We start from the raw sequence: 21,420 nt of genomic DNA on the forward strand, positions 1-21,420 counted from the left end.
GTTAGTCTTCCATCTCGGCTTTGGCGACCTCCGCGCCGGCGAACTCGAGCACCTCCTTGGCTCCACCTTCGGAGTACCCCTGTTCGATCAGTGCGTCGATCCACGCGGAGCGTTCGTCGTCGTCGAACTCGTTGGCGCTGACCAGCGCGGAGAAGTTGATGTTGTGCTTCTTGTCCTCCCAGAGCTTGCGCTCGAGGGCACGGCGCAGGCGCTCGTTGTCCTGGGGATTGAACGCCTCGCCCTCGCGGGCGCGTCGGGAGACCCAGTTGCTCACCTCCTGTCGGAAGTCCTCCTTGCGGTCCTCGGGGATGTCGAGTTTCTCCTCGACCGAGCGCAGGAAGGTCTCGTCGGGTTCCTGCTCGCGGCCCGTGAGTTCGTCCTCGATCGTGTCGTCGTCGATGTAGGCCATCACGTGATCCATGTACTTCTCGCCCTGGCGCTGGATCTCGTCGATGTCGTAGGCCAAGGCGTGGCGGACGTCCTCGATGGCGCGTTCCTTGTACTCCTCGCGGACCGTCTCGAGGTAGCGGTAGTACTGCTCGAAGTTGTCTTCGGGAATCGAGCCGTGGTGCTCTAAGTTCTCCTCGAAGAAGTTGAACACAGTAAGCGGCGAGAGGAACCCGCGCTGGCGGTGTTTCGAGTCCATGATCGCCTCGGCGATCTCGTCCCCGATGAAGCGAGGCGAGATCCCGACCATCCCCTCGCCGATCTCGGCTTTCGCGGCGGCTTCGTCGCGAAGCTTCTTGATGTCGATGTCGTCGCCTTCGTCGATCTCGCCGTTGTACGCTTTCGCCTTCGAGAGCAGTCCGACGGTCTCGGTGTCGGGTTCCTCGATCCGCGTGAGGACGCCAAACAGCCCCGCCATCTCTAAGGTGTGTGGCTCGACGTTGATGTCGGGGACGTCGGCGTTGTTGAGCATCTTCTCGTAGATGTTGGCCTCGTCCTCGTAGGAGAGGACGTAGGGGAAGTCGATCCGCTTGGTGCGGTCGTTGAACGCTTCCATCTTCTCGTCGCCCTTCTTGTCCTTGTACTCGGGCATGTTGGTGCGGCCGACGATCACCTGGTCGATGTCGATCCGGGGGTTGTTCTTCGGCTTGATCGTCTGTTCCTGGGTGGCGTGCAGGAAGTCATAGAGGAACTCCCGCTGGAGTTTCAGGAGTTCCTCGCCGGAGAAGATGCCGCGGTTCGCGTTACAGAACGCCCCCGAGTAGTCGAAGGCTCGCGGGTCGCTCTCGCCGTAGATGGCGATCTTCGAGTAGTTGACGTCGCCGGTGAGTTCGGTCTCGTCCTGGTTCTTCTTGTCTTTGGGTTCGAAGGTCTCCAGCCCCTGCCGTTTGTTCTCGTCGGCGACGAAGCGGACGATCTCGACGTGGTTCTCCAGAACCTGCTGGAGGTCGTCGTCGTAGTACGCCAGCAGCCGATCCATGTAGAACTCGCTTTCGGGGTCCAGGGACTGCTCGTTTTGAATCGTGTACGGGGCGTCCAAGTTCTCGTTGAGATCGTCGATGACCCGCTGGCGCTGCTCGAGGGGGAGGAGGACGAGCGGATCCTGATTCATCGGTGACCGGACGGTGTCGTCGGCTGGATCCTGATCCTGAATGACGTCACAGAGGTTGATCCACCGGAAGGTGTACATCCGGCCGTCGTCCCGGAGCGTGTAGTCCTCGAAATACGTGCGGACCTGCTTGTCGAAGTGGGATTTCCCCGACCCGACCGGACCCAGCAGGAGCTTGATCCGGCGTTCGGGCCCGAGTCGGCGGGCCCCCGATTTCACCTTGTTGACGAACTCGTGGATCGACTGGTGGATTACCTTCCCGTAGAAGGTGTTCTCGCCGTCGTTCAACGGATCCTCGCTCGCGAGCTGGTACTCGACCATGCCCTCGGTCTCGTCGTAGGTCGTCCCGTAGTAGTCGAACATGTCCGCGACGCGCTGGTGGGCGTTGCGGGCCACCTTCGGGTCCTCGTAGACCTCCTCTAGGTACCAGTCGAAGGACTTGGTTTCCCGCAGGTCTGCGGGCATCGATTCCTTGTAGTCCGTACTGAGCTGCTCGAGTGTTTCGATATCACCGGTCATGGTATCGTTGGTTGCGGGGGTCCCCCCTCTTCGGTGTAGTCGTTCGACCAGCCGTGGCACCACGTGGCCGAACCGTCGGAATCCGTCGCCTCGCGTCACCCGGCGTGAACGCGCAGTACTCGTCGATCTCCTCGAACGGGCGTCCGAGGAGCGTAACCCAATCGCGGGCGGCGTATTGTCGTGTCATATGCCGTTTTTCACCACGTCACGTTGCGCGACACCCCTCGAGGTCTCGAGCAACGATGCGCCGGGGACGGGCGCGGAGTGGATCGGTCCGGCAAGCGGATACCGATAGTATTTAATGAGTGAGTAATCCAGCCACTTAACCTTAGCCCCAAAAGGTATTTACCAGAATTTTGTTTCGAGGAGATACTTGGAGAATAATATACTGGTGTGGTGTAACATGCACCACATTCGGCGGACGCGGGCATAAGTTGCCGGCCTGCAGCGTCCACGTCGGCTCGCGCGCGCTGTCGGACGGCCGCGGTGACGACGGGAATTTACGGTCGGCGGTCGTACGGACGGCCATGTCGGACCCGGCGACAAACGACGGCGTGGACCGCTCGAGGCTGCCCGATGGCTGGACGGTCTGGAGCGAGGGCGAGCACGGACGGCTCGTGCTCGCGTACCGCCCGGACGTCTTCGACGGCGGGGAGTTTCCCGCAGCGTGTTTGCCGACGCTGTATCTCACCCACGGCAAGCGGACCCGCCGCCCCGGCGTCAACCCTGCCGATACCGCCGACGCCGAGGACTGGTTCGTCACCCTCTATCTCGAGCCGGACGTCTCGCTCGACGAGACGCTGCGATTCCCGACGCGGGGGGCGGCACTCGAGCGGACCGTGGAACTCGCGCGGGCGTTCGACGACGGCGAGATCGCGTATCGGGAGCTGTATCAGGTCCCTCGTGAGGCGTACTTCGACCGGCTCGACAAACTCACGGGCGGCGAGTAACCCGGGTCGTGGCCGACGGGACGTGACGCTTAACCGCCGGTGGCAACTACCGGGAACCATGTCGACCGTTACGCTCATCGGGTCTCGGCTGGCCGAACCGGGAACCGAGTTCGTCTACGAGGGCGAAGCCGACGCCTGTGCCGGCTGTCCCTACCGGAGCCAGTGTCTCAACCTCTCTCAGGGGACGAAATACCGTATCACGTCCATCCGCGAGAACGCCCAGACCCTCGAGTGTGCCATCCACGACGGCGGGGTTCGCGCCGTGGAGGTCGAACCGGTCACCGCGCGTGCGAACATCACCTCGAAGGGCGCGTTCGCCGGCAGCAAAACGAGTCTTCCCGGTCCCTGTCCCTACGTCGAGTGTCCGAGCCACGAGTACTGCGAACCCGACGGCATCGAGTTCGACGAGGAGTATCGCATCGAAGCGATCATCGGCGAGCCGCCACACGAGGTCTGTCACCTCGATCGGTCGCTCGAACTGGTCGAACTGAATACCGACGACTGAGACGCTGTCCCAACGCGCCCGCGAACCCGACCTCGAGGCTGCCACAGAACCGACGGACCGAGCCATCGCTATCGTAGTGAAGCCGATGAAAACCCGTGTGAGCGACCGATCTCGTCCTCGAGGCAGTCTCCTCGCTCGTGGGGTCAGCCGGACCCGTTTCCCGTGACCGAACGGACCGACCGGTTACTGGAAGGTCCGTCCGAGCTGTTCGTCCTGTCCCTCTCCGGGTTCGGCCTGCTGGAGCTTTTCTTCGAGTTCCTCGTACTCCTCGCGGGTTTCGGGGGTGACGCTCGGCTTGACTTCCTCGAGCGCGTGCTCGAAGTGCTCGCGGCCGATGCGGACGTTTCCGAGGGTGTCGTTCATGTCCTCGGGGTCGACCGAGTTGATGAATTCGCGGCTGGCGGCCATCGAGGCCTCGCGGCAGAGCGCCTCGATGTCGGCACCGACGTAGCCCTCCGTCTTGCCCGCGAGCCACTCGAGGTCGACGGACTCGGCCAGCGGCTTGTTGCGGGTGTGGACGTCGAAGATCTTCTTGCGACCGTCCTCGTCGGGAACCGGCACGTGGACGTGGCGGTCGAGGCGACCGGGGCGCAGCAGGGCGCTGTCGATTAGGTCCGGCCGGTTGGTCGTCGCGATGACGACGACGTCCTCGAGCTCCTCGAGCCCATCGAGCTCGGTCAGGAGCTGGGAGACGACGCGTTCGCCGACGCCGGAGTCGCCCTGGCGTTGGCCGCGTTCGCCCGCGATCGAGTCGATCTCGTCGAAGAAGATCACGGTCGGCGCGTTCGACCGGGCCTTCTCGAAGACCTCGCGGACGCCCTTCTCGGACTCGCCGACGTACTTGTTCAGCAACTCGGGTCCCTTGATCGAGATGAAGTTCGACTGGGCCTCGTTGGCGACGGCCTTCGCGAGCAGGGTCTTCCCGGTGCCCGGCGGACCGTACATGAGGACGCCTTTGGCGGCCTGCATGTCCAGTTGCTCGAACACGTCGGGGTAGTCGAGTGGCCACTGGATCGTCTCGCGGAGTCGCTCTTTGGTGTCCTCGAGGCCGCCGACGTCGTTCCAGGTGACGTCGGGGACTTCGACGAAGACCTCCCGCATCGCGGAGGGTTGAATGCCCTTGAGCGCCTCCTTGAAGTCACCTTCAGTGACCTGCAGGGACTCGAGGACGTCGGCGTCGATCTCCTGGGACTCGAGGTCGAGGTCGGGGCGGATCCGCCGGAGCGCGTTCATCGCGCTCTCGCGGGCCAGCGACTCGAGGTCGGCTCCCACGAAGCCGTGGGTATTTTCGGCGTATTGCTCGAGGTCGATCCCTTCGTCGAGGGGCATCCCCCGGGTGTGGACCTGCAGGATCTCCTTGCGGCCCTCCTTGTCGGGGACGCCGATCTCGATCTCGCGGTCGAATCGGCCGCCACGCCGGAGCGCGGGATCGATGTCGTCGACGCGGTTGGTCGCCGCGATGACCGTCACCCGGCCCCGTTCCTCGAGGCCGTCCATCAGGCTGAGCAGTTGGGCCACGACGCGTCGTTCGACGTCGCCGCCGGCGTCCTCGCGTTTCGCCGCGATCGAGTCGAGTTCGTCGATGAAGACGATCGCGGGGGCGTTCTCCTCGGCTTCTTCGAAGACCTCGCGGAGCTTCTCCTCGCTCTCGCCGTAATACTTCGACATGATCTCCGGGCCGGAGATCGTCTCGAAGTGGGCGTCGATCTCGTTGGCGACGGCCTTGGCCATCAGGGTCTTCCCGGTCCCCGGTGGGCCGTGCAGGAGGACACCTTTGGGCGGCTCGATGCCCAACTGCTGGAACAGCTCGGGGTGGCGCATCGGCAGTTCGATCATCTCGCGGACCTGGTCGAGTTCGTTGTCCAGGCCGCCGATGTCCTCGTAGGTGACGTTCGGGACGCCGTCGGCAGAGGCGGGGCCGCCGGAGCTCACCTGCTCGGCGGGCGTCTCGGAGACTTCGATGCTCGTCGAGTCCGTGATGACGACGGTTCCCGACGGCGAGGTGCTCGCGATCTTCAGCGGAACCGACTGACCGGAACTGGCCATCGGCCCAAAGGAGAGCGAGAACGGTACCGTCTGCCCCTCAGTGACGGCCTGTCCGCTCAGCTTGTCGCGGACGAGTGGACCGATATCGCCGCGGATCCGCAGGTTCTGTGGGAGTGCGACGGTGACCGATTTGGCGGGTTTGACGTCCGCCGGTTCGATACTGACGTTGTCGTCGATCCCGACGTCGGCCTCCTGGCGCAGGCGGCCGTCGATGCGGACGATACCGCGTCCCTCGTCTTCGGGGTAGCCGGGCCAGACGCGAGCGACGGCCTGTCCGTCGCCGTTGCCCGAGATAACGACGTAATCTCCGTTCTCGAGGTCGAGTTCGGTCATCGAGACACGGTCGATCGCGGCCAGTCCGCGACCCGCGTCCTTTTGCTTCAGTGGTTTTACAGTAAGTTTCATCGGTCTGCCTCCAGTTCGATAGTGAGAACGCCGTTTTTCATAAACGTGTGCGCGGTCTCGGTATTCGCAGGGAGATCGATCTCGTGTTGGTCGTCATCGAGGACGATAATAACCGTATCGTCGACGAGATCGACCGAGGCGTCGGCCGCGTCGGTACCGAAGTCGACAGCCATCACCGTGCTGTCGTCGTACTCGTATCGACGGGCCACCTGCCCCTCTTCGGGGGTGAATTGGTCGAGAGTCATGCTGTAACTAACCCAAAGTAAGCACCAGGACTATATAAACCTTTTGCAGGCTGATCGCATGAGGGCGCGGTAGTCGATACGAAGCTGATTGTTCGTGGTCCACAGTGAAATTCGCGAGCAGCCATGCGGAGATAGCGACCGTTGGGTCGGACGGACCGTATCCTCGTTGCTGGCGTGCTCCGGTCGCAACTGTCTCGAGTCTTTATACCTGTCCCGGTCGTGAGACTCCGTATGGAGACGGTATCACATCACGGTCGAGAGACGGCATACGACGTCAGTGATCGAGGTGGTGAGGGCCCCCCGATCTGTTGTGTTCACGGGAGTGGGAGATCGGGAGAGATGTGGAACGGACAACGGGCGCTTGCAGAGGCCCATCCGATCGTCACGATCGATCTCAGCGGTCACGGCCAGTCGGACGATATCAACGCGAGCGCCGGATACACGACGTTATCGGCGTACGCCGACGACGTGTTGGCCGTCGCGGAGGCGACGGACGCGGAGATCCTCGTCGGAAACTCGCTTGGCGGTGCCGTCGTTCTGCAGATCCTGCTCGAGCGTCCGTTCGATCCCGAAGCAGCCGTGCTGACGGGAACCGGCGCGCGACTCGGCGTCCTGGACGATCTGTTGGCGTGGCTCGAGTCCGACTTCGAGCGGGCCGTCGAGTTCCTGCATGGCCCGGATCGACTCTTCCACGACCCCGATCCGGAAATCCGGGAGCGATCGATGGAACGGATGGACGACTGCGGACAGGCGGTCACGCGTCGGGACTTCCTGACCTGCCACCAGTTCGACGTCCGCGATCGAATCGACGAGATCGATACGCCCACGCTCGTAGCGTACGGGGAGTACGATCAGCTGACGCCGCCGTGGTTTCACGAGTATCTCGCCGACGAAATCGACGATGCCGGGCTGGCCGAACTCGAGGACGCGGCACATCTGGCGATGATCGAGCAGTCTGCGGCGTTCAACGGAGTCGTCGAGGAGTTTCTGGCGGGACTCGATGCCGATCGGAACCGAGACTGGTACTAGACTGCACGGACAGGGAGGCGACCGAGCCGTTCCCGCGGCTGACGGGCAGTATCAAAGCGGGTCGATCCCCAGTACCCTCACCGTAGGTTTCCGAGCGACGGACGGCCACCGTCGGCGGGTTACCTGCTCCCCTCGAGCGCGACGAACGAATCGGCGGTTGCCGCGATCCATTGCGTCGATGTCGCGTCTTCGCCGACCGCTCGCGGAAAGATCGTACAGACTGCGATGCCGGCCCGTTCGACGGTCACGTGTTGGAGCCCCGCGGCGTGATCGGTCTCCGAGTCGCGGTCGCAGGTGTCCCTCGATGAGTGTGACATGGTATCGGTTTCCGCCGTTCGGTTTCGTTTTATGCCTGCACGTCATATAAATACTGCCACTGAGCATAGAATGAGAGTATATACTATATCAGTTCCCTAGTATTCCGTGTCCGTGGCGGGATCGTCGAACGGATTCACTGCTGGGGCGATACCAGCCCGATCGAACCGGCTTTCCAAGCCGGAGACGGTGTGCCGCTCCGACCTCGGCTCAGTAAATCTCCTCGAGGTCGCTCTCCTCGTGGCTGTGTTCGTCGGCGGGGAACTCGCCGGATTCGACCGCCGAGACGTACTCGCCGACCGCGGATTCCATCTCCGCTCGGACGTTCCCGAACTGTTTCGAGAACGACGGCGACCACTCGCTGAGCCCGACCGCGTCGTCGACCACGAGTACCTGTCCGTCGCAGTCCGGGCCGGCACCGATCCCGATCGTCGGAATCTCCAGTGCCGCCGTCACGTCGGCCGCCAGGTTCGACGGCACGTGCTCGAGGACGAGCGAGAACACGCCGGCCGCCTCGTGAGCCTCGGCCAGCTCGAGGATGCGTTCGGCGGCCTCCTGGTCCGTCCCCTGTCGGGGATAGCCGCCGTACTGGTTGACGTGCTGGGGCGTCAGTCCGAGGTGCCCCATCACGGGAATCCCGAGTTCGACCAACTTCTCGGTCAGATCGACGGTGTGGGGCCCACACTCGAGTTTGACGCCGTGAGCCTCCTCCTCTTTGAGCATCCGGCCGGCGTTCTCGATACTCGCTGCCTCGTCGACGCCGATCGAGAGAAACGGCATGTCGGCGACGACGAGCGCATCGTCGGTCGCCCGTGCGACGGCACCGGTATGACGGGCCATGTCGTCGACGGTCACCGGAAGCGTCGTCTCGTACCCCAGGCTGGTGTTGCCGAGGCTGTCCCCGACGAGAATGATGTCGACGCCGGCCTCGTCGACGATCGACGCCGTGGGTGCGTCGTAGGCCGTCAGCATCGTGATCGGTTCCTCGCCCGCTTTCGCCCTGATATCCCGCACGCTAGGCATACCCACAGGTTAGTCTCCGACGATTAAACGTCGTTGTTCTTCGGCTGCCGTCGATCCACCCGTGTTCCCCTCGCGGCGACTCGGCGCGCTTAAGTCGAACGGATGGCCATACACGGACGTGCCAGAACCTGTCGAGACGAGTTCGCCCGACGGGGTCGACTACGGCTGGGTAATGCAGACGACGTTCGTCGCAACCATCATCGTCGGGGCACCGCTGGTCGCCGTGCTGTCGACGACCGCGACCCTGCCGACCTGGGCCGACCGCGCCGAGTTCGCGATCCGAGTCGCCGCTCCTGTCTGGTTAGTCACATCCCTGGTCGTGTTCGCCTACGCGAAACGAAAACGGACGTGACCGACGCGAATACCGCGCCGACGAGTTTCAAACGCCCGAGGGACCGTCGCCAACGAACTCGAAGTCGACACCCGCTCGTTGTGCCGTCTGCCGATCCCGCGCGGAATCCCCGATGAACAGGGCCCCCTCCGGCTCGACGCCGAGTCGACGAACCGTCGCGAGCAACGGCTCCGGATCGGGCTTCCACGTCCCGACCGTGTCACGCCCGACGACGGCAGCCACTGCCGGCGCGAGCGCGTGTTCCTCGAGCGCGATCCGGCAGGCTCGCTCGCAGTTCAGCGAGCAGACGCCCGCCGGCAGCGATCGCTCGAGAAGTTCGTCGGCGTGCGTGAGCCGAGTCGAGGTCCGTGCCCCCCTGTGTTCGTGGGCGGCGATCGCTGACTCGACCTCGGCAGCCAGTCCGACGTCGGACGCGGTCTCGAGCATCTCCCAGAGCCCGTCGCCGGGCGGTTCGACGTTCGCACGCTCGTAGACGGCGGAGACGTCGACGGCGACGGCGTTCCAGTCGACGTCGAGATCGACGAGGGTCCCGTCGAGATCGTAGACGACTGCGTCGTACTCGGTCACGACTGTGGATACGAGCGACACCGGAATAGGAACTTCGATCGCGACACCGACGGGCCGATCGGTCGGTTACCCGACACGGGCACGGCTGTCGAAGAAACGGTCCAGCCCGAAAACGGTCCAGCCCAAGATCCACGACCTCGCAGGATCGTTCGACCCCGACGAGATCGACGCCCACCTCGAGGACGATTCGAACGGCGACGTGACCGCCGACGGGAGGGCACGCGGGTTCGATCTGTACAGACTCGGGAGCTTCAGGTTCGCCGTTCGAGACGATTACCTGGTGCGAACGCTCGGCAGCGTCTGGAACGACCCCGACGCGGTACTCGAGTACGTCCTCGAGGCCCGCTGGGCGCGGGCCGAGGAGGGCGGGACCGACGGCGGTCGTCGGTGGGCAGACGACGACCGCGCGGGCTCTCTCCTCGCCGAGCGCGGGTCGGGCCAGTTCGCGGACGGGGCCGTCTTCCCGCCGCGGGAGCCAGTCGAGGAACCGGCCTACGACCGGGAGTGGCAGACCGAGCTGGTCGGCACGACGCGGTCGCTCGCGGTCGACGGCGCGAACGAGCGCGATCGTCCGTTCGCCGGGACCGACTGTCCATCGTAACGACTGAAACGATTTACACACCGATTGCACGACGGCTTGCGATCGGGTGTGCAGCGACCGTCAATGGCTACGATAACGTCGGTCAGTGACTCCCCAAGCGCCCGTCGAGAACGCCATCGAGGTCCGCGAGGCCCTCCCGAAGTTCGGCGGCGGAGTCGTCGTCTTTGAGCCGGAGGGGACTCCGCAGCGGGCCGACGTCGAACTCCCGCATCCGGAGTGCGGTCTTGACGCCGGACATGTACGCGCCGCCGGTTTTGAACGCGTCCCGGACATCGAAGATCGTGCTCTGGAGCTCCTGGGCGCGGTCCTCGTCGCCGTCGGTGAAGGCCTCGTAGCACTCGACGACGAGCTCCGGGAACGCGTTGGCGACGGCGCTGACCGCGCCCGAACAGCCGATCTCGAGCCCGGTAAAGATCAGCGAGTCCGAGCCCGCGAGGAAGGTCAACTCGGGGTTGCGGTCGATCGCCTGTGCGAGCCAGGGGACGTCCTTGCTCGAGTCTTTGACGCCCACGACGACGTCGCGTTCGGCGAGTTCGGCCAGGGTCTCGAGTGGCAGTTCGTTGCCGGTCTTGCTCGGGATGTGGTAGACGTAGACCGGGAGGGAGACGGCGTCGGCGACGCGGCGGTAGTGCTCGAGGGTTCCCTCACGATCCAGCGGGTAGTAGTAGGGCGTGACGACGACGAGTCCGTCCGCGCCGACCGACTCGGCGTGTTCGGCGTGGGCGACGGTTTGGTAGGTACTCGGCGCGCCGACGCCGGCGATGACCGGGACCTCGTCGCCGACTTCCTCGACGACGGCCGTGACGACCCGGTCGCGTTCGTCGCCGGACAACAGCGGAAATTCGCCGTTGGTTCCGAGCGGGAAGACGCCGTGGACACCCCGGTCGACGACGAATCGGGCGTGGTCGGCGGTGCGATCGTAATCGACGGATTCGTCGTCGTGAAACGCGGTGACGGTCGGCGGGACGACGCCACGAAGCGACAGTGGATCGGCAGCGCCGGGCTCCTGATCGACCATGGGAACCGTCCACCGGGCACGAACAAAAAACGTCGCCCGTCAGACGGTCTGGTGTCCCGATGTCCCGTCGCACCCGCGAACCCGACGGCGCAACCGCGAACCGGCGTGCGGTTGCGCTATCACCGAGTGACAGGAGTTCGTCTCAGTCGGTGGTTGCCATCTCGCTTGCGGGCTCCTCTAACTGTTCGCCGGCGAGTACGCGGTTCGCCCGGCGGAGCCGCTCGGAGAGCGCCTGATGGGAGATATCGAGTTCGTTCGCCAGCTCCTCGAGGGAGATCTCTCGCGGGACGTCGTAGTAGCCCTGGCGATAGGCTTCGGCGATGGCCTCCTGCTGGGGCTCGGTCAGGGCCGCCGTCGTCTCGAGGTCCTCCCCCTGGCCGGCCTCGACCATGCGCTTGACGTCGATCCGGACGCCGTGGTCCTCGATGGCAGCGACGGCATCCGAGAGCCCCTCCCGATAGGGAAAGAGGAGCCGGAGCGTCCATCGACCGTCCGAGATCTGGGCGTCGAGAACCGTCCCCCCGTGTCTGTAGACACAGGAACAGACCGAGCTGACTGCCTCGGAGTACTGGAGCCGATAGAACAGTTGGCCGGCCTCGGTCGTCTCGAGTAACTGCCGGTACTCGTCGACGGTCGAGTCGGCATCGAGCGCCGCCTCGAGTTCGCTCCGATCGACGTTCGAGAACCAGACGAGCGGGACCGTCCGATCCGGCCCCTCCGCGACGACGCTTTCGACGCGGACCTCGAGCGTCGGTCGTTGCTGAAGGGTCTCTGCGAGCGCGAACGCGTCGGTCGAAAGCGAGAGTTCTGCGATCGTCGTCATTGGATACTCACCTCGAAGTGGTTGCTCGAGTTCGATCGGGGAACGGGACCGGTCTCGTAGCGTGTGAACCCGATCCGTCCGAGACGTATCGGGCCGACCGGTCTCCTGTCGCCACGGCCATCTCCGAACGGCCGTGAGACAGGTGCTGACGACCACGTTCGCCCGGATCGTGCTGATAGAAGGGACGACTCGAGTACGGTTGATGAACGGGCCTTCCTTTTCCGGCCGTTTAAATGGGTTCGTCGCCGCTACCGGCGGTCGAAATCACGTCGTAGAACGGTGGCGACGGGTCCGCGAGCGCTCCGAGTCGCTCACCCGAGACGGGCCAGTCGGTTCAGGGCGTACACCGTTCGCAGGACGTCGACGCTCTTCCCCCGATCGAAGACGAGTTCGTCCGTCTCGAGGACGTGCTCTAAGGTGTCCTGGGACGCGTGTTCCGGAGCGGCCGCGATCCCGGCGTCGTTGTCGGCGACCCACTCCATCACGCGGAGATCGCTCTTCGAGTCCCCCATGACGAGCGCGAACGGGTCGTCGACGCCCAGGACGTCCAGCGCGTGCTCGACGCCGACGACCTTGTTCAACTCGAGGCTGCCGATCTCGGCCGCATCCGCCTCGTAGTAGGCGACGTCGATGCGATCGAGCACCGCGGTAAGGATCTCGGGGGCGTCGTCGACGGCGAGGTCGGGATAGGCCCCCTCGCCCTCGAGGACGGCCCTGATCTCGGGGTCCTGTGCGGCGTAGAAGGCACGAGTCCAGTCGACGACCGTCTCGCCGGCGAGCGTCGTGGTCCCGTTGTCCGCCTCGCTCTCGGTCGACGAATCGCTGTCGTCCCCCTCGAGTGTAGTGCCGACGGCGTCCGCCAGCAGGTCGATGAGGTAGACCAGCGCCTCGTCGATGATGTCCCGAGCGTCCGTGGTGCCGGTCTCGTAGTTCGGTTTCATCGTGACGTTGAACTCGTTGCCCTGCAGGTGACAGCCGCGTCGGAGGTCCTCGGGGGCTTCGGGGAGCACGCGCGACCGGACGTCGTCGAAGACGGTCCGGATCTCCTCCTCGAGGTCGTCGTAGAGCAGTTGCTTCGTCGCCGCGCCGTGGCCGGGCGTGAACACGCCCGTCCCCGCTTCGTAGACGATCGAGAGCTCTCCCGAGTGGACGATCTCGCTGCCCAGTCCCTGGATGGCAAACCCCTTGACGTTCTCCAAAGTCTGGCCGGTACAGATGACGATCGGGACGCCGGCCTCGTGAAACTCCGTCAAGACGTGCAGCGTGTCCCGTGGAATTTCGTTGTCGGTGCCGCCAGCGGAGCGCAGCGTCTCGTCGACGTCGAGGACGAGGACGTTCACCGCGCGACCGTACTTCGCCTCGAGGTCGAGCGCGGTAAAGGCCTGATCGCGGGTCGCTCGGGCGGCGATCTCCGCGAACGTTTCGCCGGCCGCAAACGACGATCGGATCTCGTCCTTGCGATCCTCGAGTTCCTCGGTCGCGCCCTGCCAGTGCTCGAGGGCGACCCGCGAATCGACGGCCGGAAAGACGTCGACGAACTCCTGAAACTCCTGTAACGTCTTCGTGTCGTACTCGTCGTAGAGCTGATAGACGAGATCGTATCGTTCCATGTGGGCTACAGGCATCGGCAGCCGGATAATCGTTTCCAGTAGCGACGCGTCGGAGCCGCTCGGTCGGCTGACGAGGTATTTACTCGATTAGAAATAAATATTTATCCTCGCAGTCCCTACCGAGGAGTATGAAAGCCATCGCAGTCGTGCCCGGGGCGGGCGTCCCCGAAGTCGTCGAGCGGCCGGTTCCCGAGCCGTCGTCCGGCGAAGCGCTCGTTCGAATCTGCCGCGTGGGCGTCGACGGCACCGATTACGAGGTCATCGAGGGAAGCCACGGTGGCGTCCCCGACGGGGATGAGCAGTTGATTCTCGGTCACGAAGCCGTCGGGATCGTCGACGACCCGAACGGGACGACGCTCGAGGCGGGCCAATACGTCGTCCCGACGGTTCGCCGACCCCCCGCGGGAGTCGAGACCAACGAGTATTTCGAGCGGGGGCAACCGGACATGGCACCCGATGGCGAGTACGTCGAGCGAGGGATCGTCGGGGCACACGGGTTCATGGCCGAGTACATCACGAGTCCGGCCGACTGTCTCGTTCCGATTCCCGAGGAGTTGGCCCGATGGGGATTTCTCGTCGAGCCGATCAGTATCACCGAAAAGGCGCTCGAGCACGCCCGGGCGACTCGCTCCGCGTTCGACTGGCGGCCCGAATCCGCGCTCGTGCTGGGCAACGGCTCGCTTGGCCTGTTGACCGTCGCGATGTTCACCGAAACGCTGGGGTACGATCGTGTCTACTGTCTCGGGCGGCGGGACCGCCCGGATCCGTCCATCGACATCGTCGAACGGCTGGGCGCGACGTATATCGATTCCCGCGAGACGTCGGTCCCCGAGATTCCGGCCGTCTACGAGCCGATGGACGTCGTTTACGAGGCCACCGGCTACGCGAAACACGCCTTCGAATCCATCGAGGCACTCGCCCCGAACGGCGTCGCCGCGCTGCTTGGCGTCCCCGACGACTGGTCGTTCGAGATCAGCGGCGGCCGACTCCACCGCGAACTGGTCTTGCACAACAAGGCCCTCGTCGGCAGCGTCAACTCCAATCGCAGGCAGTTCGAACGCGCCATCGATACCCTCGCGGCGCTTCCGGAGTGGGTCCTCGAGGAGCTCGTGACCGGCGTCTACGGTCTCGAAGCCCTCGATCGTGCGTTCCCTGCGGTGACGGCACCCGTCCCGACGGCTGGCTCCGGATCGACGACGGATACGGATGACGATACGACTATAAAAACCGCGCTCGAATTCGAACCCATATGAAAAACGTCGACGACCTGATCGAGAGCGCAGCCGAGCTCGCGACTCGGGGCCTCTCGAAGGGCGAAATCGCTGACGAGCTCAACGTCTCCCGGGAGACGGCGAGCTGGCTCGTCGAACGCAGCAACACGACGCCACAACCGACCGATCAAGCACCACCGCAGCCGGATGCGGGCGGCAGCGGCCCACAGGACATCCACGTCGACTGGTCCGCGATCGGCCGAGACAGCAAACGAATGAGTGCCATCGCGGAAGCGATGGCCGACATGCTCGCCAAACACGGCGAGGACGTCGATCTGACGATCGGCATCGAGAAGGCCGGCGGTCCCATCGCCACCCTCGTCGCCCGCGAACTCGAGACGGACCTCGGGACCTACACCCCCGCGAAACACCAGTGGGAGGAGGGCGACATCGAGGAACTCGGCGGGACGTTCTCGCGGAACTTCGCCGGGATTCGGGACCGCGAGTGTTACATCGTCGACGACACCATCACCAGCGGGACCACGATGGAGGAGACGATCGAGGCGATCCGCGCCGAAGGTGGCACGCCACTCGCCTGTATCGTCCTCGCGGACAAACAGGGCCTCGAGGAACTCGAGGGCGTCCCCGTCTACTCGCTGTTGCAGGTCATCAGCGTCGGCAAAGAAGAATAACGGCTCTCGGCCACGATAGAGCGACGACGGCACCCGTCCGACGGTTGCTCTCTGTATCGGAGAGCACCGCTGATCGATCGACGACGCGATAAAAAAAGCGAGTTCGAAACGGCGCGGCGACGTTATCCGTGAATGCCCATCGCTTCGATCTGTTCCTGATACCGGTTCCGAATCGTCACTTCGGTCACCTGTGCGACGTCGGCGACTTCGCGTTGGGTCTTCTTTTCGTTGCACAGCAGCGAGGCAGCATAGATCGCCGCCGCAGCGTAGCCGGTCGGTGACTTGCCCGAAAGCAGCCCTTCCTCGGCCGTCTTCTCGATGATCTCGTTGGCCTTGGTCTGGACTTCCTCGGAGAGTTCGAGTTCGGAACAGAAGCGCGGGACGTACTTTTTCGGGTCGACGGGACGCATCTCGAGGCCGAGTTCCTGCGAGATGTATCGATACGTGCGACCGATCTCTTTGCGTTCGACGCGGGAGACTTCCGAGATTTCCTCGAGGCTTCGCGGAATCCCTTCCTTTCGACAGGCGGCGTACAGCGCAGACGTTGCGACGCCCTCGATCGATCGGCCACGAATGAGGTCTTCCTTGAGCGCGCGCCGGTAGATGACCGACGCGACCTCACGGACCGAGCGTGGAACCCCCAGTGCGGAGGCCATTCGATCGATCTCGCTGAGCGCGAACTGCAGATTCCGCTCGCCGGCGTCTTTGGTGCGGATGCGTTCCTGCCACTTGCGCAGCCGGTGCATCTGACTGCGCTTTTTCGAGGAAATAGAGCGTCCGTAGGCGTCCTTGTCCTTCCAGTCGATGGTCGTCGTCAGTCCCTTGTCGTGCATCGTCTGAGTCGTCGGCGCGCCGACGCGGGACTTCTCCTGTCGTTCCTGGTGGTTGAACGCCCGCCACTCCGGGCCAGGATCGATCTGTTCTTCCTCCACGACGAGCCCACAGTCTTCACAGATGAGCTCACCCCGGTCGGAGTCCTTAACGAGATTATCCGATTCACACTCGGGGCAGGCACGTACCCCCTCCTGATCCTCGGTCTCGTCCGTCTCGCGCGTTCGCTCCCGCTGGCGGGTGGACCGTGTCATCGCACTTTTATAGTAGTATCACTATCCTATATAAACTTTGGGCGAGTGGTTCGCGCTACTGAGTTATACCCCCGAAAAACAACCGTTACAGGGGTTGAAAGGCGAAGTTTACGATTCGGAACCGGAAAGCATTTATCCGGCTCTGGCCGATCACGGAGACGAATGCCGGTCATCGAATGCGACGTCGAGGCCGCCCGTGAACGACTCGAGGAGGCGGATGTCGCCGTCGATTCTGGAAACACTGCCCACGAACGCTGGCGAGCGAGCCGCGGCGGTGCGACCGCTGTGGCCTACGACGACAAGGTCGTGATTCAGGGCTCGGATCCCCGCGACCTCGAGGCACTGCTCCGAGAGGGTGGCGGCCGAGCCCACGTCTACTTCGACGGTGGCTCGCGGGGGAACCCCGGCCCGGCCGCGATCGGTTGGGTGATCGTCACCGGCGACGGAATCGTCGCCGAAGGCGGCGAAACGATCGGGACGGCGACGAACAATCAGGCCGAGTACGAGGCGCTGATCACGGGCCTCGAGGCCGCGCGCGACTACGGCTACGACGAGGTTCACGTCCGGGGCGACTCCGAACTCATCGTCAAGCAGGTTCGCGGCGAGTACGACACCAACAACCCCGAACTCCGCGAGAAGCGCGTGACCGGCCACGAACTGCTTCGCGAGTTCGAAGAGTGGACCCTCGAGTACGTCCCTCGAGAGGTCAACGACCGCGCGGACGGCCTCGTGAACGAGGCACTCGATCACGCGTAGACGACGAGGACCGACCGCCGAGCCCGGATCGGCAAGGGCAAAACCGTTCGAGTGCGTACGCTCTCCTATGACCGATGGGAACGCGATAGACGCCGATGGGGACGGTGACGCCGCAGCGACCGACGACGGACAGCTCCCTCGAGGAGTCGTCGACGAAGTCGAACGGCTGACCCGCCTGAAACGCGCTGCGGTCGACGACAACGAGATCGAGGCCTACGAAGACCGCCGCGACGAACTACTCGACAAGCACGACTTTACGTTCCGTATCCGCGACGACGACGGCGACGACGTCCTCGTCTGCCACCCCGCGGAGTGGCACGAGGACGGCGTCATCCGGACCGACCGAATCGAGAACATCGATCGCGGCATCGAGATTCCACTCGAGGGAACGGACGACCCGGACGATTGGGAAGCGGTCGACGAACGGAATCGGGAACTCGTCGCGGCGGTCAGGGATGCTCACGGGGACGTTCACGGGGACAACGCTGCGATGCTCGCCGATTTCGCGGGCAATCACTACGCGAAACCGATCGAGTCGTTGACGAGCGAGGAACTCACGGAGTTTCGGGACGAGTACGTCGTGAGGAACGCCTGGCCGTCGGCAAAACAACGAGAACTGCTCGCGGAGTCGATCGAACTCGTCTTCGAGACGGCTGGAGAGCCGTTCCCGGAAGTCGAGCGTTAGTAGCTGTTCTCGACGATTTCGGTAATCTCGTCGGCGCGGTCGTCGCCGGTAACGACTTTCGAGAGACTCCACTGAAGCCCGTCGAGGACGGCGTCGTAGCCGTCGTCGGTCAGGGAGTACTGGTTCGTTCGCTTGTCGAGTTCGCTCTTCTCGACCAGCCCCAGATCGACGAGTTCGTCGAGGTTGGGGTAGAGTCGACCGTGGTTGACCTCCGTCCCGTAGTAGTCCTCGAGTTCGCGTTTGATCGCCAGACCGTACATCGGCTCCTTGGCGAGGATGACGAGGATGTTGTTCTGGAACGCTGTAAGTTCGCGGGCAATGCTCTGTTCGCCGGTAATTGATTGTGCCTCTGACATACGTGGGTAAATGTCACCAGACTATTTAAGACTTCTCAACTAATCCTTCGTATCAGTCGGTCGGACATGCCCGAACCGACCGCTACACCGCCGGACACTGGTGTACGTGCCCGATTCGTGTCTGTTTGGTATCTGGCAACCGTCACGTAGATACAGACACTCGATTACGAAAGTACTTTTTGATCGACCGCGGACTCTCAGATACATGGTCAACCTCTGGGAAGACCTCGAGACCGGACCGAATCCGCCAGAAGAGATCTACGCCGTCGTAGAATGTCTCAAGGGCGAGCGCAACAAGTACGAGTACGACAAGGACGTCCCCGGCGTCGTCTTGGACCGCGTGCTTCACAGCAACGTCCACTATCCCAGCGACTACGGGTTCATCCCGCAGTCGTACTACGACGACGAGGACCCCTTCGACGTGCTCGTCCTCGTCGAGGATGGGACGTTCCCCGGCTGCGTCATCGAAGCCCGTCCCGTCGCGCTGATGAAGATGGACGACGACGGCGAGCAAGACGACAAGGTCATCGCCGTGCCAAGCGAGGACCCACGCTACGATCACATCGAGGACCTCGACGACATTCCACAGCAGCAACTCGACGAGATCGACGAGTTCTTCGCGACCTACAAGAACTTAGAGGAGGGCAAGGAAGTCGAGACGCAGGGCTGGGAGGACAAGCAGGCCGCCTACGACGCGATCGAGCACGCCCAGGACCTCTACGACGAGAACTTCTAATCCACGTCGTCGCCGCGGTGTGGTCCGCTCCGTTTTCGAGCGGACGAGCGGATACCCGAGAGTTATCCACACCCGTCGACCACATACGTTATGAGCATGGGTAATTTTATGGCCGATCCTGCCCTATCTCTCACCGTATGGCAGCATCGAACTCCCCAGGAACGTCGTCCGCCGACGATTCGACCGAGTCCGCCGCCGGCATGGCCCACCTCACGGTCGTTCCGACCAACTTCGATCCCGAAGCCGCGAGCGAGCACGACGCGTAGCCACTCACGGCCGTTCGGACCAGCTCTCGCCCTCCGCCCGATCGCGGCGATTCGGTGGCACCCACTCGAGGTCGTCACCGGCGGTGACCGTCGAACCGGCTCTCGAGTGTCAGCCATTCACAAAAGACTGTCTCGAAACGAACCTTCTTGTATGCGGTCGAACTACGTCCGTCCATGGGTCTGTTCGACCGATTACGGGGCGACGGCGATCCCCGGGTCGCGTTCATCGGGGTCGACGGCGTGCCGTATAGTCTCCTCTCGGAGAACGAGGAACTGTTTCCGAACTTCGCTGCGATCGCCGACGACGGGACCGCCGAGGAGATTTCCAGCATCGTCCCGCCGGAATCCAGCGCCTGCTGGCCGTCGCTGACGACCGGGATGAACCCCGGCGAAACCGGTGTCTACGGCTTTCAAGACCGAGAAGTCGGCACCTACGACACCTACGTCCCGATGGGCCGGGAGGTCCAGGCCGACCGCGTCTGGGACCGCGTCCAGGAGAACGGTCGCAAGGCGACGGTAATGAACGTCCCCGTCACCTTCCCGCCCCAGCGCAACGTCCAGCGAATGGTCTCGGGCTTTCTCTCGCCCAGCCTCGAGAAGGCGGCCTACCCCGACGACGTTCGTGACTACCTCGAGACGCTCGACTACCGGATCGACGTCAACCCGAAACTCGGCCACCAGGAGGACAAAGCCGAGTTCATCGAAGACGCCCACGCGACGGTCGACGCCCAGTACGAGGCCTTCCAGCATTACATCGAGGAGGACGACTGGGACCTGTTCTTCGGCGTCTTCATGACGACCGACCGGGTCAACCACTTCCTGTTCAAGGATTACGAGCGCGACGGCGAATACAGGGACGACTTCATCGAGTTCTACAAGAAGATCGACGACTACATCGGCCGGCTCCGGGACTCGCTGCCCGAGGACGTCACGCTGATCGTCGCCTCCGATCACGGCTTTACCAGCCTCGATTACGAGGTTCACTTCAACGAGTGGCTCCGAGAGGAGGGGTGGCTCTCCTTCCGGACCGACGACCCCGAAGAACTGAACGACATTGCCGACGATACGACGGCCTACTCGTTCATCCCCGGTCGCTTCTACATCAACCTCGAGGGACGGGAGCCCCGCGGCTCCGTCCCCGAAGCCGAGTACGACGCGGTCCGGGACGAACTCAAAGCCGACCTCGAGGCGCTCGAGGGGCCCGACGGGAACCCGGTCGTCGAGCGCGTCGTCGAGAAGGAGGAGGCCTTCCGTGGCGATCACGACGACATCGCACCGGATCTGGTCGCGATCCCGAACAACGGCTTCGACCTCAAATCCGGTTTCAAAGGCGACGCCGAAATCTTCGACACCGGCCCACGAAACGGGATGCACAGCTTCGACGACACGTCGCTGTACATCGACCACCCCGACGCGACGATCGACAACGCCGACCTGTTCGACATCACGCCGACGATCCTCGATCTGATGGACGTCGAGTACAGTCGCAGCGACTTCGACGGCGCGAGTCTGGTCTAGACCTCGAGACGTCGCGGTCGATTCCACGGCCACCACAACACGTTTAACTTTTTAAACAAAAATCCGAGTGTGAAACGGTCGCTCGTGGTCGTCGGCTGTCTAGGCGTGGCGGTTCTGCTGGCCGGACTCGTAAGCGCCATCACCGAAAGCACCGCGGTTCTGGGCGTTACCCCGGCCGGTATTGGTCTCTATCTGGCCATCGGGATCGGGCTCCCGCAGTATCTGCTCTACAGAACGAGCGGGTCTTCGCTCCAACTCGGACTGGCAACCCTCGCAGTCGCCGGTGCCGCGATCGCGGTCCTCGTCGGTCTCGTCCGCGGCTCGCTGCACGCGGACTGGGGAACAGGGTTCATCGTACTCCTGGTGTACGTCGTGGTCGGGAACCTGCTCGGGGCCGGCGTGCGGGAGTTTCGGGCCGGCTATCGGTCCGGTTCGTGAGTTGGGCGTTCCCGCTGGCACCGTGGGCTCTCCGACGAGAGTCACCGCGGGACCGATCCCTACCTGACCGATCAATCCGTGGATCGCGAGTTGGAAGCACACGAGTAGCCGAGC

The 21,420-nt window shown here is 63.7% G+C and carries 24 protein-coding genes; 13 read left to right on the forward strand and 11 right to left on the reverse strand.

Annotation, left to right across the window (positions count from 1 at the left end; genetic code table 11):
* Nucleotide 1: 1 nt before the first annotated feature.
* On the reverse strand, nucleotides 2-2,074 hold the full coding sequence (locus J0X27_RS02905; RefSeq protein ID WP_207270969.1) for a PrkA family serine protein kinase: 2,073 nt from the start codon (nucleotides 2,072-2,074) through the stop codon (nucleotides 2-4).
* A gap of 527 nt (nucleotides 2,075-2,601) precedes the next feature.
* Here J0X27_RS02905 and J0X27_RS02910 point away from each other — a divergent pair.
* Both J0X27_RS02910 and J0X27_RS02915 read left to right on the forward strand, forming a co-directional pair.
* Entirely contained in the window at nucleotides 2,602-3,024 is a 423-nt protein-coding gene (locus J0X27_RS02910; protein ID WP_207270970.1) for a DUF5820 family protein, read from the forward strand.
* 58 nt (nucleotides 3,025-3,082) lie between these two features.
* Nucleotides 3,083-3,529 (forward strand): UPF0179 family protein, encoded by a 447-nt coding sequence (locus J0X27_RS02915; RefSeq protein ID WP_207270971.1) that lies wholly within the window; start codon nucleotides 3,083-3,085, stop codon nucleotides 3,527-3,529.
* A 183-nt stretch (nucleotides 3,530-3,712) separates the two neighbouring features.
* Here the strand turns inward: J0X27_RS02915 and J0X27_RS02920 are convergent, their stop codons facing one another.
* Nucleotides 3,713-5,980, reverse strand: a complete 2,268-nt coding sequence (locus J0X27_RS02920) for a CDC48 family AAA ATPase (RefSeq protein ID WP_207270972.1) — start codon at nucleotides 5,978-5,980, stop codon at nucleotides 3,713-3,715.
* Entirely contained in the window at nucleotides 5,977-6,225 is a 249-nt protein-coding gene (locus J0X27_RS02925) for a DUF7127 family protein (protein ID WP_207270973.1), read from the reverse strand. Before J0X27_RS02925 ends, J0X27_RS02920 begins: the two co-directional genes overlap by 4 nt.
* Nucleotides 6,226-6,456: 231 nt before the next feature.
* On the opposite strand from J0X27_RS02925, the gene J0X27_RS02930 reads away from it, so the two are divergent.
* The gene (locus J0X27_RS02930) at nucleotides 6,457-7,254 is read left to right on the forward strand and encodes an alpha/beta fold hydrolase (protein ID WP_207270974.1); all 798 of its coding nucleotides are present in this window, start codon (nucleotides 6,457-6,459) and stop codon (nucleotides 7,252-7,254) included.
* Nucleotides 7,255-7,373: 119 nt separating this feature from the next.
* Here J0X27_RS02930 and J0X27_RS02935 read toward each other — a convergent pair whose 3' ends face one another.
* Nucleotides 7,374-7,571, reverse strand: a complete 198-nt coding sequence (locus J0X27_RS02935) for a DUF7511 domain-containing protein (RefSeq protein WP_207270975.1) — start codon at nucleotides 7,569-7,571, stop codon at nucleotides 7,374-7,376.
* A 208-nt stretch (nucleotides 7,572-7,779) separates the two neighbouring features.
* Nucleotides 7,780-8,592: a 3-methyl-2-oxobutanoate hydroxymethyltransferase gene (gene panB / locus J0X27_RS02940; protein WP_207270976.1), complete on the reverse strand. Its 813-nt coding sequence runs from the start codon at nucleotides 8,590-8,592 to the stop codon at nucleotides 7,780-7,782.
* Between the two features lie 118 nt (nucleotides 8,593-8,710).
* On the opposite strand from panB, the gene J0X27_RS02945 reads away from it, so the two are divergent.
* Nucleotides 8,711-8,944, forward strand: coding sequence for a DUF5822 domain-containing protein (locus tag J0X27_RS02945; protein ID WP_207270977.1), 234 nt, complete (start codon nucleotides 8,711-8,713; stop codon nucleotides 8,942-8,944).
* A gap of 27 nt (nucleotides 8,945-8,971) precedes the next feature.
* Here J0X27_RS02945 and J0X27_RS02950 read toward each other — a convergent pair whose 3' ends face one another.
* The gene (locus J0X27_RS02950; RefSeq protein WP_207270978.1) at nucleotides 8,972-9,511 is read right to left on the reverse strand and encodes an HAD family hydrolase; all 540 of its coding nucleotides are present in this window, start codon (nucleotides 9,509-9,511) and stop codon (nucleotides 8,972-8,974) included.
* 4 nt (nucleotides 9,512-9,515) lie between these two features.
* On the opposite strand from J0X27_RS02950, the gene J0X27_RS02955 reads away from it, so the two are divergent.
* Entirely contained in the window at nucleotides 9,516-10,112 is a 597-nt protein-coding gene (locus tag J0X27_RS02955; protein ID WP_224214676.1) for a hypothetical protein, read from the forward strand.
* Nucleotides 10,113-10,194: 82 nt separating this feature from the next.
* Here the strand turns inward: J0X27_RS02955 and J0X27_RS02960 are convergent, their stop codons facing one another.
* The 3 genes from J0X27_RS02960 to J0X27_RS02970 all read right to left on the reverse strand — a co-directional run bounded on the left by J0X27_RS02960 (nucleotide 10,195) and on the right by J0X27_RS02970 (nucleotide 13,563).
* Complete coding sequence (locus J0X27_RS02960; protein ID WP_207270979.1) at nucleotides 10,195-11,130, reverse strand: dihydrodipicolinate synthase family protein; 936 nt, start codon at nucleotides 11,128-11,130, stop codon at nucleotides 10,195-10,197.
* Nucleotides 11,131-11,272: 142 nt separating this feature from the next.
* Nucleotides 11,273-11,953 carry a helix-turn-helix domain-containing protein gene (locus tag J0X27_RS02965; protein WP_207270980.1) on the reverse strand — a complete coding sequence of 227 codons (681 nt, stop codon included), beginning with the start codon at nucleotides 11,951-11,953 and terminating at the stop codon, nucleotides 11,273-11,275.
* 311 nt (nucleotides 11,954-12,264) lie between these two features.
* On the reverse strand, nucleotides 12,265-13,563 hold the full coding sequence (locus tag J0X27_RS02970; protein WP_207270981.1) for an HAD family hydrolase: 1,299 nt from the start codon (nucleotides 13,561-13,563) through the stop codon (nucleotides 12,265-12,267).
* 128 nt (nucleotides 13,564-13,691) lie between these two features.
* Here J0X27_RS02970 and J0X27_RS02975 point away from each other — a divergent pair, with 128 nt between their 5' ends.
* Both J0X27_RS02975 and gfcR read left to right on the forward strand, forming a co-directional pair.
* The gene (locus J0X27_RS02975) at nucleotides 13,692-14,816 is read left to right on the forward strand and encodes a glucose 1-dehydrogenase (RefSeq protein WP_207270982.1); all 1,125 of its coding nucleotides are present in this window, start codon (nucleotides 13,692-13,694) and stop codon (nucleotides 14,814-14,816) included.
* Entirely contained in the window at nucleotides 14,813-15,466 is a 654-nt protein-coding gene (gene gfcR, locus J0X27_RS02980) for a transcriptional regulator GfcR (RefSeq protein WP_097378706.1), read from the forward strand. Before J0X27_RS02975 ends, gfcR begins: the two co-directional genes overlap by 4 nt.
* 122 nt (nucleotides 15,467-15,588) lie before the next feature.
* Here gfcR and J0X27_RS02985 read toward each other — a convergent pair whose 3' ends face one another.
* Nucleotides 15,589-16,551, reverse strand: a complete 963-nt coding sequence (locus J0X27_RS02985) for a transcription initiation factor IIB (protein WP_006184711.1) — start codon at nucleotides 16,549-16,551, stop codon at nucleotides 15,589-15,591.
* A 162-nt stretch (nucleotides 16,552-16,713) separates the two neighbouring features.
* Between J0X27_RS02985 and rnhA the strand changes: the two genes are divergently transcribed.
* On the forward strand, nucleotides 16,714-17,307 hold the full coding sequence (gene rnhA, locus J0X27_RS02990) for a ribonuclease HI (RefSeq protein ID WP_207270983.1): 594 nt from the start codon (nucleotides 16,714-16,716) through the stop codon (nucleotides 17,305-17,307).
* Nucleotides 17,308-17,374: 67 nt separating this feature from the next.
* On the forward strand, nucleotides 17,375-17,992 hold the full coding sequence (locus J0X27_RS02995; protein WP_207270984.1) for a DUF7108 family protein: 618 nt from the start codon (nucleotides 17,375-17,377) through the stop codon (nucleotides 17,990-17,992).
* Here the strand turns inward: J0X27_RS02995 and J0X27_RS03000 are convergent.
* Nucleotides 17,989-18,348 carry a PadR family transcriptional regulator gene (locus tag J0X27_RS03000; RefSeq protein WP_097378703.1) on the reverse strand — a complete coding sequence of 120 codons (360 nt, stop codon included), beginning with the start codon at nucleotides 18,346-18,348 and terminating at the stop codon, nucleotides 17,989-17,991. The genes J0X27_RS02995 and J0X27_RS03000 overlap by 4 nt on opposite strands.
* A 205-nt stretch (nucleotides 18,349-18,553) precedes the next feature.
* Here J0X27_RS03000 and J0X27_RS03005 point away from each other — a divergent pair, with 205 nt between their 5' ends.
* The 4 genes from J0X27_RS03005 to J0X27_RS03015 all read left to right on the forward strand — a co-directional run bounded on the left by J0X27_RS03005 (nucleotide 18,554) and on the right by J0X27_RS03015 (nucleotide 21,306).
* Complete coding sequence (locus tag J0X27_RS03005) at nucleotides 18,554-19,084, forward strand: inorganic diphosphatase (protein ID WP_207270985.1); 531 nt, start codon at nucleotides 18,554-18,556, stop codon at nucleotides 19,082-19,084.
* A 137-nt stretch (nucleotides 19,085-19,221) separates the two neighbouring features.
* A complete protein-coding gene (locus J0X27_RS18060; RefSeq protein ID WP_277410076.1) occupies nucleotides 19,222-19,350 on the forward strand; it encodes a hypothetical protein in 129 nt (42 codons plus the stop codon).
* Between the two features lie 174 nt (nucleotides 19,351-19,524).
* Nucleotides 19,525-20,868, forward strand: a complete 1,344-nt coding sequence (locus J0X27_RS03010; RefSeq protein WP_207270986.1) for an alkaline phosphatase family protein — start codon at nucleotides 19,525-19,527, stop codon at nucleotides 20,866-20,868.
* Nucleotides 20,869-20,937: 69 nt separating this feature from the next.
* A complete protein-coding gene (locus J0X27_RS03015; RefSeq protein ID WP_207270987.1) occupies nucleotides 20,938-21,306 on the forward strand; it encodes a hypothetical protein in 369 nt (122 codons plus the stop codon).
* Nucleotides 21,307-21,420: the final 114 nt, after the last annotated feature.

The organism is Natrinema longum (assembly GCF_017352095.1).
Taxonomy (GTDB): Archaea; Halobacteriota; Halobacteria; order Halobacteriales; family Natrialbaceae; genus Natrinema; species Natrinema longum.